Source organism: Pseudomonas sp. SJZ131, assembly GCF_007828705.1.
In the GTDB taxonomy this organism is placed as follows: domain Bacteria; phylum Pseudomonadota; class Gammaproteobacteria; order Pseudomonadales; family Pseudomonadaceae; genus Aquipseudomonas; species Aquipseudomonas prosekii.
In genome coordinates this window covers 1,102,308-1,116,146 of sequence record NZ_VIVC01000001.1, presented here as the reverse complement: position 1 = coordinate 1,116,146, position 13,839 = coordinate 1,102,308, and the positions used below count along the sequence as shown (strand labels likewise).

Here is a 13,839-nt window from a genome sequence, read left to right as displayed (position 1 = left end):
GCGGGCAGATGGCAAAATTGTTCGACAATCGGTTTGAGTGGGTACGGGCGTGCATGGTTTTTTTCCGCGCGCACCGACGAAGGGCGGGGGGATTTTTTTTCGTGGTCGGGAATGTTGCGAGGTTTTTTTGGATATGTGCGCGGACGGGGCGCCTCGCGCACTGATTTGGTGCGATGGTTTGGGTGTACTTTTGATTCGTGGGAGCAAGGCTTGCCCGCGAAGGCACCCTCAAAAACGCCCAATTCTCCGCAAACGCACCCACCCCCTGTAGGAGTGAGCCTGCTCGCGATGAACGCTAACGCGGTCGATCAGCCCAAAACCCGCACCGGAGCTCCCGCCGCCCAAGCCTGAATGTCTTCGATCATCTGCGAAAAAAACATCTGATAGTTCTGCCGGCTCACATAGCCCACATGCGGAGTGGCCAGCACGTTTTCCAGCGTCCGGAACGGGTGATTCGCGGGCAGTGGTTCCTGCTCGAAAACATCCAGCGCGGCGCCGCCCAGGCGGTTTTTCTGCAGGGCTTTGATCAGGGCTGTCTCGTCGATGATAGGGCCGCGAGCGGTATTGACGAGCAGGGCGGTAGGCTGCATCCAGTTCAGGGCTTGGCTATCGACGATGCCGCGAGTGCGTTCGCTGAGCACGAGGTGGACGCTGAGGATGTCGGCTTGTTCGAACAATTGTTGTTTGCTGACGTAGGTCACGCCGGCCTCACTGGCGCGTTCGGCAGTGAGATTTTCGCTCCAGGCAATCACGCGCATGCCGAAGACCTGGCCGAATTGCGCGACGCGTTTGCCGATGCTGCCGAGGCCGAGGATGGCCAGGGTTTTACCGTGCAGGTCGCCGCCCAGGCCTTGTTGCCAAATGCCGGCGCGCAGGGCGTTGGCTTCGGCGACGAGGTTGCGGGTGGCGGCCATGATCAGCGCCCAGGTCAGTTCCGGGGCGGCGTGTTTGTAGCTGTCGGTGCCGCAGACCTGGATGCCCAGGGCGGCGGCCGCTTTGAGGTCGAGGGCAGCATTGCGCATGCCGCCGGTGACGAGCAGTTTGAGTTTCGGCAGGCGGCGCAGCAGGTCTTCGTCGAACCGGGTGCGCTCGCGCATGACGCAGATGACCTCGAAGTCGCCCAGGCGTTTAGCCAGGGTAGCGTTGTCGGCAGGGTAGTCGTGGAGGAAGCTGACTGTGCCGATGCTGTCGAGCACCGACCAGTCGACCACGCTGCTGGCCACGTCTTGCCAGTCATCGATTACCGCAATCTGCAGCGCCATCAGCCTTACCTCATCAACGAACAGGTTTGTCTTTGTTCAGCCAGCCGAGCAAGGCCTGGTGGAATTTTGCCGGTTCTTCCATTTGTGGCGCGTGGCCCAGGCCCGGGAATTCGATCAGTGTCGAGTGCGGAATGAGTTTGGCCACTTGTTTGCCCAGCACGTCATATTTGCCGATCTGCGTCTTCAGCGCCGGTGGCGCAATGTCTTTGCCGATGGCAGTGGTGTCGGACGTGCCGATCAGCAGCAGGGTTGGCACTTTCAGGTCCTTGAACTCGTAGTAGACCGGTTGGGTGAAGATCATGTCGTAGATCAGCGCCGAGTTCCACGCCACTTGGGTTTTGCCCGGGCCTTTGCTCAGGCCGGCGAGCATGTCGACCCAGCGATCGTATTCAGGTTTCCAGCGCCCGGCGTAGTAGGTGCTGCGCTCGTATTCGCGGATGCCGTCGGCGCTGACTTTCAGTTCGCGTTCGTACCATTGATCAACCGTGCGATACGGCACGCCGAGGGCTTTCCAGTCTTCCAGGCCGATCGGGTTGACCAGCGCCAGTTGCTCGACTTGTTCTGGATATTGCAGCGCGTAACGCGTGGCGAGCATGCCGCCGGTTGAGTGGCCGAGGAGGGTGGCTTTCTGGATGCCCAGTGCTTTCAGTAGCTGTTGGGTATTGGTGGCCAATTGCTGGAAGGTGTACTGGTAATGGTCCGGTTTGCTGGACGTGCAGAAGCCGATCTGATCCGGGGCGATGACCCGGTAGCCAGCGTCGCTGAGGGCTTTGATCGAGCTGTCCCACGTTGCGCCGCAGAAGTTCTTGCCGTGCATCAACACCACGCTGCGGCCGTTGGCCTTGCCGTTGGCGGCGACGTCCATGTAACCCATTTGCAGGGATTTGCCCTGGGACTCAAAGGCAAAATGCTTGACCGTGTACGGGTAGTCGAAACCTTGCAGCTCGGGGCCATAAGCCGGGCCTTCGGCGTGCGCCAGAACGGGTAGCGCGGCGGTCAACAGCAGGCTGGGCAGCCAACGGGTAGCGGACATAGTGCAACTCCTTGAGGAAATCGGCCGATGCTGAAACGGCATGATTAGGGCGACATTAAACACAGGCAGTGTGCGTGGGTGATGGTTCAACCCATCCAGCCGAGGGTGGCGAGGGCCAGCACGGCATAACGCGCACCTTTGGCGAGGGTCACAATCAGCAGGAAACGCCCCAGTGGCTCGCGCATGACACCGGCCACCAGGGTCAGCGGGTCACCAATAATCGGCAGCCAACTGAGCAATAACGACCAATGTCCGTAGCGCTGATAATGTTTGCGAGCTGTTTCAAGATGCTTTGGGCTGACCGGAAACCAGCGCCGTTCGCGGAAGCGTTCGATGCCGCGCCCAAGCCACCAGTTGACCAGCGAGCCGAGGACGTTGCCCAGCGTCGCGACCGCCAGCAGCGACCACAACCAATAGTTATCGCTGAGCAACAAGCCGACCAGCAACGCCTCGGATTGCAACGGCAACAACGTCGCCGCGCCGAACGCCGCCAGGAACAGCCCGATGTAGGCGCCGAACATCAATGCGCGGGGTAGTCCGCCACCACCACGTCGGCGCCGGTTTTAGTCAGGCCGATGACTTGATACGCGTCGCTCATGCCGTCCATTTCCATGCCCGGCGAGCCCATCGGCATGCCGGGGGCGGCGACGCCGAGCAGATCGTCACGTTTGCTCAGCGCCAGCACTTGCTCGGCCGGCACATGACCTTCGACAAACTTGCCGTTGATCAACGCGGTGTGACAGGACGCCAGGCGTGGCGGCACGCCGTGCTGCTGTTTGAAGGTGCTCATGTCGGCTTCGACGTGATCTTCAACTTTGAAGCCGTTGGCTTGCAGATGGCTGATCCACTTTTTGCAGCAACCGCAATTGGCGTCGCGATGCACTTCGATCGGGATCAGATCTGCCGCTTGGGCGAGGGAGGAAATCAGCAGGGTGCTCAGGGCGATCAATCGCAGAGGGGTTCGCATGGCATATCTCGGCTGGAGTGGCGGTCAAAAAAACAGACATTTTGACTACTTTAGCCGGCGCTGCGCGAGGGGAGTGTTTCGAATTAATGCAGATAGGCCAAGTACGTGAGTATCTGTGGCGAGAGAGCAAGCCCCCTCGCCACAGGCAAGCCCTCGTCACACGGTGCGTTCCGTCAACGAACCTTGAACCGGCCCATGATGGCGCTCACCCGGCTATTCGCTTCCAGCAGTTGCTGGGTGTTGAGTTCGCTGGCATGACCGCTTTTCACCAGTTCGTCGACCATATGGCGGATCTGCACCATGCTGCGGTTGATCTCTTCGGTCACCGCGCTTTGCTGCTCGGCAGCGGTGGCGATCTGCGTGCTGAGGCTATTGATGTGGCTGACCGAGCCGGCCATTTCATCCAGACCGGAGTTAACCCGCGCCGTCGCATCGGCGGCGGATTGGCAACTGGCCTGAGTGTTTTCCATCGCCGCCACCGAAGAGCTGACGCCGAGCGTCAGGCGTTTGAGCATTTCATTGATTTCCGAGGTACTGGCCTGGGTGCGGGCGGCGAGGGCGCGGACTTCATCCGCGACCACGGCAAACCCGCGTCCCTGTTCCCCGGCCCGCGCCGCTTCAATCGCCGCGTTGAGCGCCAGCAAGTTGGTTTGCCCGGCAATCGCGCCGATCACCCCGAGAATCTCGGTAATCCGTTGCGCGTCCTGCTGCATGCTTTCGACTTTATGCGTGGCGCTCGACACTTCATCGATCAACGCCACGACGCTGCTGGACGCCTCGCCCACCACCACTCGCGAGCGATCCGCGTGTTCGTTGGCGCGCTGAGTGAACGCAGCCGTTTCGGCGGCATTCTGCGCAACACTGTCGGCGGTGGAGCTCATTTCGGTGATCGCGGTGACGGTCTGGTCGGTTTCCGAAGCGTGGCGCACGAGGATCTGGCTGGTGTGCGCCGAGGTCCGCTGCAAGTTGTCCAGGCTCGACGCCATGGCGCCGGTGGCTTGGGTCACTTCGCCGATCATGTTTTGCAGATAGATGATGAAGGCGTTGACCGAGTGGCCGATGGCGCCGAGTTCGTCTTCGGCGCGAATGGTGATGCGTTTGGTCAGGTCGGCGTCACCGGCAGACAATGCGTCGATATTGCTTTTGAGGATTTTCATCCGGTTGATCAACTGGCGGATCGCGTAGATCTGCAGCAACACCAACAGGATCACCATTGGAATCTGCAACAGCACCAAGGTGTTCATTACATCGTCACGTTGCGCGGTAATGAGCTTGGTTGGCAGGGCGGTGGCGAGGAACCACGGCGTGCCTTCGATCGGGCGCATGAAGAACGTGGCGGCTTCACCGTTGTTGTCGAATTCCACCCGTTGCGCCTGATCGCGGTTTTGCAGGCCAGCTTTGACCTGACTGGCGAAGGGCGAGCTGGCCGCCAGCTCACTGACGTTTTTCAACACAATCGGGCCGTTGATGCGCGAGCTGTTGCTGATGATCTTGCCGTCGGCTTCGACGATCAGCATCTCGGCGCCGAGGTCTTTTTCCTTGCGTGCGATCAGGTCGTTGAAGAAACCCAGGGTCACATCGATGGTCGACACGCCGTAAGCCGCGCCGTTTTTCTGAATGGCCATCGCGCAGTTGGTGCGCGGTTCGGCGCTGGCGTCGTCCTTATAGGCGGCTGCCCACGCGCACTGGCCGCGCGGGGTTTGCATGCCGCCCTTGTACCAGGTCTGGTCGTAATAGTTCGGCGCAGCGTCGCTGTTCCAGAAGGTATTGACCGCCAGTTTTCCGGAGCTGTCGCGGTGCCAGAAGGTGCTGAATTTGTTCCGGCCCGCTTCACGCTGGCCGGGCAATGGCCAGATCCCGCCACCAAACACTTTCAATTCGCCGTACTGGTCAACCAGACCGGGCAGCACCGTGTCGATGGCGGCACTGTCGAGCAGGGGAATGGTCTGGGTGATGCTGCGTTGCTGGGCTTGCACTTTGTTGAGTTCGCCCTGGATTTGCTCGGCGACCTCGGCAATGCGGTTGAGCGCCACTTGCTCTTCGGTGTGGCGCAACTTCGGCGCGACCAACTGACTGATGCCGACCACCGTCAGCACGCAAAGCAGCAGGATGAACAGGACCAGGAACAGCGTATAGCGAGCCTGAATGGTACGGAATGCGGGCATGGGGACTGGTCCTTGTGCGGCTTTCTTATTGTTGAGTTTCGGGATTTGGGAATGAGGCTGTCCAAGACTTATCGGCTCACCTGCGGCGAGCTTTAGGTACGTGCGTACAGAAAAGCAAACGAGGACACAACGACGGGCAAAAATCGAGTATCGCCAACGGTACAAAAGTGTCGGCCGCGCGGATTATGACAATTGCCAGGTCGCCTATACCAAGTTTTAAAATTTCATCTAGACCAATGAAACCGGGCGCTTGGTGATTTGTATCGGAAATGTACGTTAATTGTAAAAACCTGAAATATTTGTAGGAGCACAGTGATTTCGCGTCGATACTTCGCGGCATTCAAATAGTTTAAACAAGGATTTTTCATGTTCCCTTCGCAAGGACATTCACCGTTCGTTTCGCTGTCAGGAGTACGTTCATGACTATTGGATTGGTCGGCAACTGGACAGCCAAATCAGGCGTGCTGGTTCGGCAAGGCACGGCAAGTGCGAAACCGGTATCGCAAAGCGCGAAGGTGCGGGAAATCCTCACCGCAGTCGGCACCAATCCGATGCAGCTTGACCGGGCGAAGATGGATTCCATCCAGTTGATCAAACAGGTCAAGGGCTTCGATCCGACGAATATCTCGGTCAAGCAGCTAGGCAACATGAGTACCTATCTAAAGCAAAACGGCATCATCGGCGATGTCACCGCGCTGACGCTGTTGAATGCCGGCGACAAGTTTGACAAGTTCGGCATCCCCAATGACCCAGACGCGAAGTTCAACGCGCTGGAGTACTTCGCGACCCAACTGGACTCGATCCAGAACAACAACTTGAAGGGCAACAAGTACGCCAACTACTTGGTGCCTGAGTTCAAGAAAGCCATCTACGTGCTGCAGAACCTGCAGACTTACGGCGAAGGCACTGGCGCAGTGCTGAAGAAGAAGGAGTAACCGTCAGGCCGCTGAACGGCCGACTTCGACAGTTCGTGGGCGCGGCAGGTTGTCTTGCAAGCGTTGCATATGCGGACAATTCAGATCGAGGCGCCTGGCGTGGGCGCCGCGATGAAACAGGGCAAACCAGTGACCCTGCCTCGGCGCCGGCAGCAGGCCGGTAAAGACAAACCGATTGGCGCTCAAACGCTCGAAATCCTCGGAAAAATTTGCTGACAACGCCACTTTGGCACTGACCAGCCACGCCTCGGGCAATTGCACCAGTTGATCGAGCAGGCGTTTGTCGAGGCGCTCGATGACGACATCGATCCTTTGATGGTTCTGGGTCATGGTGAGTAAGCGCGGCGCACACGCTGAAACGTCGCTGCCAGTGCCGAACATCTTGCTCAGATGCTCCATAAACCCCCGGCAACTCTCAGGCCAGGCGATGTCCGGTAATGGCCAACTGCGCCCGTTGATTGGATGCACGCCGATCACGATGCTTTCCGCCAGCAGCGCGCCGTAAGGCGACGGCACGTGGTCCGGGAGCAGTCCGGTGCAGTGAAAGTCCAGCGTCTGGGCCATGCGTTGGGTAAACGGGTGATGCGTGACCTGCTTGATCAGTACGTACTGAGCGCTGAGCGAGCCGGCGCATTCAAGCAATTCGCGCCCCAGCCGCGTCGCAATATTCTGCCCGCGAGCTACCGGATGCACGACGCTGAGGGCCAATTCAAAGCTGTCAGTGGGCAACTTGTCGCGGCATAACGCGGCGTGCCCGAGAATCTGCGAGCCTTCAACCGCCAACATCGATTGCCAGCGTCCGTCGAGGTTGTGTTGGGTAATCAGCTTCGGCAGATACACATCCGGTTGCACGTAACGATCGCCATAAACCAGCCTGAACAGTTGGCTGACGGCCATGGCATCGGCGGCGCGGTAAGGACGGAAGATCATGCTGTCAGTTCCGGCGCTGCGCCATAGACCCGCAAATCCAATACACGCAGTTGCTTGCCCGAGCGGGGATGCAAGCTGATTGACGCCACGTCGCACGCTTTCACCTGGAATATCAGTTGGCCATCCTCGGTTAACAGGGTGATAAACGGATGCTTGGCGACGAAAGCCTGGTACAGCGCCTGGCTGATTTCTGCAGCCGTCGATGCGTCATGTTCAGACACCCAATTAACGCTCAGATGGTCGATTTCCTCGACTTGCTCTATGCGCAATTGCCACTGCTCACTGCCGGCCATCTGTTGAATCATGGCGTGGATTTCATCGATCACCAGCGAGATCATCCCGACGCGAACTCGTTGACTGAGGGCGCTTCTGCCTCTGAGCGCGAACTTGCGTTTTGGCGTACCCGCGGGCTCGAGCCAGCACGCGCGATCACCCACGGGGTAACGCAGAATCGGCATCAAGCGGCGACTTTTGTTGGTCACCACCAACAACCCGACACGCTGGCATTCGTTGATGACTTGGCCCGTCTGCTCATCGACGATTTCCAGCAAGGTGTGATCATCGAACGTGCGATGTTCTCCCAATTCGCAGTCACGGCTGGTGGCACCGATCAGTCCGGCGTCGACGCTGGCGTACCCAATGGAGGCGACTCGTGCATTCGGGAAGACCTTGGCGAAGGTGGCCAATTGACCGGGGAATACACTCTCACCGCCGTAAAGCAGCGTATCGACGCCACGCAACACCTGTCCGCTGGTCGCCAGGTGAGCGGCGAATTTCATTAACTGCGCGGGGATCCCGGCAAGCACGTTGATTCGATGCTCGATGATGGCGGTATTCAGGCCCTGAAGGTCCGAATTGCCGGTGAACGGAAATTCACTGATCGAGACATCGACATGGTTGAGCGCTTCATGGATGAATAGAAAACCCGCGCTTAAATCACCGGTAAAAAACAGATTGGCGACCCGGTCACCGTTGTTCAACTGGCACGACAGGCTCTTGCCGAACGGTTGTACCAGCGCCTGCCACTCGCCATGGGTATAAACCGCGAGCTTGCCCTTGCTGGTAGTGCCGCCAGTTTTAAAGAACATTGCGTCATCAACCGGCCCGGTGAGAACTGACCATTGTGCGAGGTCGTGGCTGCCGTGCCAGTAGTGGCTGTTATCAATCAGTGGAATATCGTTCAACGCGGGTGACTGTAAGGGAACAAGTTTGAGGTGGTGGTTAAAAAAGCACGAGCGTTCACGCAAGTAGTGCGTCATTTGCTCAAGCGAAAAAAGTTCTTTCATTGGAATGCCTCATTCCGGTTCAAGCGTCCTGCTTCACGGTTTAATGGTTATTGAGTATTTATTGTTGTAAACGTCGGTCGATCACTAACGGCGTTTTGCCGCTGTGACTGTTTCGTTCAAATTGCGTGATTGCGCAGGTAATGATTTCCAGGCTTAACATCAAGGCGTTTACCGCTGCAGCCAGCGATGTATCGGCCATGAGTTTTTTCCGTATCCACTGAGCATCGGCGTCAGTGCGCACTATCAGTCGCTCTGTGCCATCAGGGGTATGGTCCAACACCAATTGGATGGGTACGCCGGCGTTCTGCGCCAGTTGCGAAGGGGAAATGAACTCAGTGCCGATTCGCAGCAAATGGCCGTGACGCTCAAGTAATTCGAAGCGTGGCGAAGTCAGTCCGCAAGCACAGCAGCCTGGCACCCAGCGGCCGGTATCGCCCACTTCGTAGCGGCGAATCGTTTGGCTTTGACGGGCGCGGGAGGTAAATAACAGTCGGCCTACTTCCTCGCCTTGCACCGGCAAATCCTGCTCCAGTTGGACGATTTCCAGTTGTTGGGTATCACTTAGCAAATGGAATACCCCATCCGCCGTCGCTGCACAGGCGTGACCCAATGGGCCGGCGTCGACCGAGCCGTAGATCGCCGAGCGAATCGTCGTTACGCCGCAGCTTTCCATCAATCGCCGGCTGGCCACACTCAAGTGTTCGCCGCCAAGGAATACCTTGCGGATGCCTCCATACGCTCGCAGGATCGACTGTTCTTCAAGAAACAATCGATGCAGGGTGCTTGGCATGCCGATCAGAAAGTTGACGCCTTGCTGCACGATCAGCCGGGCAATTTCACCGTAGTCATCGTCCTGCGGCGCGCCCATTGGCAATTGCGTGGCGCCGAGTTGTTGCAGGATCGTCCAGCAACTGGCAAAACCGCCGTACAAGCTGCCGCTGTAAAACAGATTCATCACTCGGTCGTGCGCCGGGTCCAGTCCTACCGCAAACATTCCGTCTGCCGCTGCACGCATCTGCCGGTCGAAGTCGCGATAGCTGAACCCGGCCAACGCCGGTGTGCCGCTGCTGCCTCCAGAGCGGAAATACAATTGGGCCGATTGGTCGATGGTTTGCGCCTGGAATGCCGCTTTGTCCATGATTGCAAAGTCCGCTGTTTGCATCGGGGCAGGCAAGGCGTCGAGGTTTGTGTGAGTGCTCAGCACGTGCTCGGGCAGGCTCACCGAGATACGTCGACTCAAGCGGGCCAGCGCATACACGCCGTCATGCGGCTCACCGGCATAACCTTCGTGGATTGATGACGCCGGGGTGATGCGGGTAACGCCAGCATTCACCAACCGGCGAACCAGCGCGGCGGTTTGGACCGCCGGGCAAATCAGTGCGCAGCTTTGCAGGACCGTACGCCACGGCAGCAGCGTTTCGGCGATCAGATGTTGCGGCACCGGTTTTATCAGTAGCGTACGGAACAGCGGCGAGGGCGCGAGCGTGCGCTGGTGTTCCCAGATCACTCGCCATCCAGCCTCACTCCAGACTTCCCCGGTTTGCCCGGCAAAACTCTGTTCGAGGCGAGTCATGGCGCAGCGTGTGGTGATTTCCGACGCTTCCTGTTCTGAAGGTTTCAGCGCTGGCCAATGCGTACTGCGGCGGGCGAAAGCCTCAGCCAGGCGCGAACCCATGTCACGCAACACCGCCGGGTCATCGCTGTCGACCAGCAGCCATTGCGGGCTGGAGCAGGCTTGTTGATCCAGCCGACACACTTCATCGACCAAGGCATCCAGTGCGTCCGGTTGCGCAGCGTCGGGTGTCAGGTACGCGAAGCTGATTCGGTGCCCCCAATCGATCCAGCGACAACCCGCCGGCAACTGCTGACGGATAGCCTTGAGCGCCGTTTCGCCACCCCATGCCGCCACAGCATCGGCGCGAGTGAACAGGCGCCCGATATCTGCGGTTGCCACTGGCAGCACCGCGATGAATTCGCCGAGCCTGCCACTGTTATCACAGTCGCCAAGTGCCTGGAGCAGGCGTGCGGTCAGGCCGTTGTCGCTGGAGCTGGGGCGCAACCAGTTGATGTTGCCGGCCAGCAGGCTTTCCAATACTGCGCAGAACGCGAGCATCGGCGCGTTGCCCGGGGTGATATGCACCACCAGCCCCAGCGGATGCCAACTTTCGAAGTGCGAATGAATGTAGCTGATACGCCGCAGAGAGCGCGGCTGGACGCCAAGTTCGCGCTCCAGTTTGTCGGTCAGGGCGTCCGGTTGGCAGAAGTCGATCAGGCCCAGGCGTTGATCTTCTTCCAGTCCGAGGTCGAGCTCGCCCGCCTGCAACCGCCGGGCAAAATCTGCGGCAGCGGTGATGACAATGTCGTTGTCCAGCGGCGTCATCAATAGGCGAGGCAGTGCATCTTGCAGAGATTTCAGGGCGCTATCGAGAGACAGTTCGACCTGTAAATTGCCGTTGATCAAAAACATCTCATGCTCTCCCTAACAGATCGGCAGCGGCCATCGCACAACTGCGGCTAGCGCTGGTGCCAGCGCGGCCGTGCAATTGGAACCAGTCGGTGAGCAGGCCGCAGCCGCAGGCGTCGCCAGGGTGTAATGTCGCCAGATCGCTCATGACCACGGAGTGGGCCGGGCTTGAGGAAATGTAGGGTGATACAAAGTTGAGCAAGCCACGTTGGCCATACGGTTGAACGCTGAAATCAGCTGGATTGCGCACGAAAACCTTCGAGTAAACCGGAACATGAAAATGATGATGGGCGCATTCGATATAGGGCACGGCGTGCTCGACCGCGCCGTAGCCATCGCGGCAGCGTCCCGGCTCGATGCCTAATTGCCTGGCGATACGCTCGTAGAGGTGAGCTCGGGGAATCTCCAGCGCCGACTGGGTTTTCCAGCCGCCGCCCAGAAACACCAACGACCCGGCGGGCAATTTGAGCGGGGCAATACCGATCGCTTCCATGCGTTGCAGCGTCTGCCAGAGAAACGCCGGGAAGCCGAAAATGCGCACCGGCAGTTGCTGTTCGGCAAACGCCTGCAGCGCGCGAATCACCCCGAAAGCATCGAACTCGTGACCACTGCCGGTGCGACGCAAGGCGTACACCAGTTGATTGACTGGCGCATAACGACAGAGGAATTGATCGGTGTAGGACGTGCCGAGTCTGTTGTCGGCCTCGGGTTCGTAGCTCAGCAGCAGATAGTTGCAGGGCGTGTCCGGCGTCTCCCAGCCGTAGTGCTGGAAAATCCGCGTGACCATCGCTTGGGCTGCGTCGATGGTGCGCGCGTCATAACGCATGCGGCTTTTCTGTCCGCTGGTGCCGGAGGAAGTCAGCTCCAGGGCGTCCTCGCCGGTCGGGCTCAGCAGCAGATGCTGTTTGAAGAAGTTGGCAAAGATTGGCGGCAGGCGCGCCCAGTCATTCAAGTGTTCCAGCTCCGTTGAGTCGAGGCCGTTAGCGTTCAACCACTGTTCATAGCCGGGCGTGTGGTGGCAGTGAAACTGGCTGACTTCGGCCATTGCTCGATCAAACAGCCCAGCAGGTAACGCGTCGAGGTCGTAAGGTTGGGTCAGCGCACACAGCGCGTCGGTGAAGGGAAGGTGGGTCATCAGGAATCCTCGCGAGATCAGACGGCGGCCGCGAGGCGGCACCGTTGCAGGAAAAGGTGCAACGGCACCAGGCACGCCAGCCCGGCGACGCCGGCAATGCAGGCGAATGACTCAAGGCTGTTACCGCCGCCAAGTGCTGCGATCAGCGAGCCCGCGGTGCCCATGATGGTGATGGAAATCATCCCGATCATGGCCGACACCAGGCCTTTGCTGTCGTCGCTGGAGTACAACGCCAGCCGGTACAGCGCGGCATTGCTCATGCCCAGACCGACGCCGTACAGCATCAGGCATCCGATCAGCCATTCAATCGAGACGCCATAAATGCTGCTGGCCAGCAGCGCGATCAGGCCGGCACAGAGGGGCCAGAGCGCATAGCGAATCAGTTGGGTGAGGGCGGTGCCAGCGATCATTCGGTCCAGCAGCAGGTTGCCGAGGATCACGCCGCTGAATACCGGTATCTGCCAGAGTCCGTATTGCAACGTCGACAGACCTTCACCTTCGATCAACAGCAGCGGGGACAGGCCAATCCATGCGATCAGCGGCAGGCTCATCAGCCCTAGTGCTATCGACGACCGTACGAATGCGCGGTTGCGCAACAGCATGCCGTAACGGCGCAGCGTCCCGCTCAGGTCGAAGGGAGGGATGGATTTGCGCGCTGCCGGGGTTCGCGGCATGAACCCGTAAAAACCCAGCCAGACCGCCAGCGCGGCCACCCCCAAGACCAGAAACAGTTCGCGCCACGAGAGAAACTGTAACAACAGGCTGCCGAGCAGCGGCCCCAGCAGGGGTGAAAGCAGGGCGATGTTGCCCAGCCACGCCATGATCCGCACCGCATCGGCTTCGCAGAACAGATCTTGCAACGCCGGATAACTGACCGCGATGACAAACCCCAAGCCCATGCCCTGAATCAGTCGCAGGAAGTTGAACGCTTCAATCCCCTGCACCCGATACGTTGCCAGGCACGCCAGCGCAAACAGTGCGCTGCCGATCAGCAGCAGGGGTCGACGGCCGTAGTGGTCGGACAATGGACCCACCAGCCATTGCAGAAGAACGCCGCCGATCAAATAAAGGGTAAAGGCATAGGGCACATGCTTTGCGCTGGCCTGGAGTTGGTTGGTCACGGTCAGCATGGCGGGCATTATCAAATCGCTCGCCATGTAAGTCAGCAGTTCGAATGCCGCAATAAACAGGCATATGCCGAACAACTGAACGCTGCTGATGTTTTTTGATGTGTGCATGAGTTCCAGTCGATACGAAGTTTAGGGAGGAGCACTCCTGTCGCTCGGTATCGAGGTTAGCCACGCAATAGTGTGGTCTCCAGTCAGGACATCTGACTTAAAGTTTCAAGGGGTTGCGATATGTTGCGGAAGTGGAAATAGCTGAAAGTTGCAGATACAAACTCATCGGACGTTTTGAAAGCGGCTGTAAGAAAAATGCCCGCAACAGTGCGGGCATTAGTTATGCGCTAATCAAAATGGGGGATTTCTCTTACAAGTGATTGTGCCGATTCATTCAGCGATGCTGATAATAACCCGGCCCGCCACGATCGTAGTGGTGGTCACCGTGTCCGCCGCCGTGGGGAAGAATGATACAGCCGCTCAATGAAAGCAGAGCGATCAGGGGAATCAGCAGTGTGATTCGACGGAGCATTTCGAATTCCTC

Annotated in this window: 10 protein-coding genes and 2 pseudogenes; 1 reads left to right on the top strand and 11 read right to left on the bottom strand. The window is 58.8% G+C overall.

Annotated features, from left to right (window positions below; all coding sequences use genetic code 11):
• Positions 1-308 precede the first annotated feature (308 nt).
• From FBY12_RS04735 to FBY12_RS28110, 6 genes and pseudogenes are all read right to left on the bottom strand, one after another.
• The gene (locus FBY12_RS04735; protein ID WP_145251570.1) at positions 309-1,262 is read right to left on the bottom strand and encodes a D-2-hydroxyacid dehydrogenase family protein; all 954 of its coding nucleotides are present in this window, start codon (positions 1,260-1,262) and stop codon (positions 309-311) included.
• A 13-nt stretch (positions 1,263-1,275) separates the two neighbouring features.
• Positions 1,276-2,295 (bottom strand): alpha/beta fold hydrolase, encoded by a 1,020-nt coding sequence (locus tag FBY12_RS04730; RefSeq protein ID WP_145251568.1) that lies wholly within the window; start codon positions 2,293-2,295, stop codon positions 1,276-1,278.
• A gap of 86 nt (positions 2,296-2,381) precedes the next feature.
• Entirely contained in the window at positions 2,382-2,816 is a 435-nt protein-coding gene (locus FBY12_RS04725) for a YqaA family protein (RefSeq protein ID WP_145251566.1), read from the bottom strand.
• Positions 2,816-3,262 (bottom strand): DUF411 domain-containing protein, encoded by a 447-nt coding sequence (locus FBY12_RS04720; protein ID WP_121730898.1) that lies wholly within the window; start codon positions 3,260-3,262, stop codon positions 2,816-2,818. The genes FBY12_RS04725 and FBY12_RS04720 overlap by 1 nt, the downstream gene beginning before the upstream one ends.
• Before the next feature lie 173 nt (positions 3,263-3,435).
• Positions 3,436-3,963, bottom strand: a pseudogene (locus FBY12_RS28115) (methyl-accepting chemotaxis protein); the annotation flags it as partial.
• Between the two features lie 336 nt (positions 3,964-4,299).
• Positions 4,300-5,427: pseudogene (locus FBY12_RS28110) on the bottom strand (cache and HAMP domain-containing protein); the annotation flags it as partial.
• A 419-nt stretch (positions 5,428-5,846) separates the two neighbouring features.
• On the opposite strand from FBY12_RS28110, the gene FBY12_RS04710 reads away from it, so the two are divergent.
• Positions 5,847-6,362, top strand: coding sequence for a hypothetical protein (locus FBY12_RS04710; RefSeq protein ID WP_121730896.1), 516 nt, complete (start codon positions 5,847-5,849; stop codon positions 6,360-6,362).
• A gap of 3 nt (positions 6,363-6,365) precedes the next feature.
• Here the strand turns inward: FBY12_RS04710 and FBY12_RS04705 are convergent, their stop codons facing one another.
• The 5 genes from FBY12_RS04705 to FBY12_RS04685 are packed head-to-tail and all read right to left on the bottom strand — an operon-like array spanning position 6,366 to position 13,415.
• Positions 6,366-7,292 (bottom strand): GNAT family N-acetyltransferase, encoded by a 927-nt coding sequence (locus tag FBY12_RS04705; RefSeq protein ID WP_145251564.1) that lies wholly within the window; start codon positions 7,290-7,292, stop codon positions 6,366-6,368.
• Positions 7,289-8,578 (bottom strand): AMP-binding protein, encoded by a 1,290-nt coding sequence (locus FBY12_RS04700; protein ID WP_145251562.1) that lies wholly within the window; start codon positions 8,576-8,578, stop codon positions 7,289-7,291. The genes FBY12_RS04705 and FBY12_RS04700 overlap by 4 nt, the downstream gene beginning before the upstream one ends.
• A 58-nt stretch (positions 8,579-8,636) precedes the next feature.
• Positions 8,637-11,045, bottom strand: coding sequence for an aldehyde dehydrogenase family protein (locus tag FBY12_RS04695; protein ID WP_145251560.1), 2,409 nt, complete (start codon positions 11,043-11,045; stop codon positions 8,637-8,639).
• A gap of 1 nt (position 11,046) precedes the next feature.
• Complete coding sequence (locus FBY12_RS04690) at positions 11,047-12,177, bottom strand: acyl-protein synthase (RefSeq protein ID WP_145251558.1); 1,131 nt, start codon at positions 12,175-12,177, stop codon at positions 11,047-11,049.
• A 17-nt stretch (positions 12,178-12,194) separates the two neighbouring features.
• Positions 12,195-13,415 carry an MFS transporter gene (locus tag FBY12_RS04685; RefSeq protein ID WP_145251556.1) on the bottom strand — a complete coding sequence of 407 codons (1,221 nt, stop codon included), beginning with the start codon at positions 13,413-13,415 and terminating at the stop codon, positions 12,195-12,197.
• Positions 13,416-13,839: the final 424 nt, after the last annotated feature.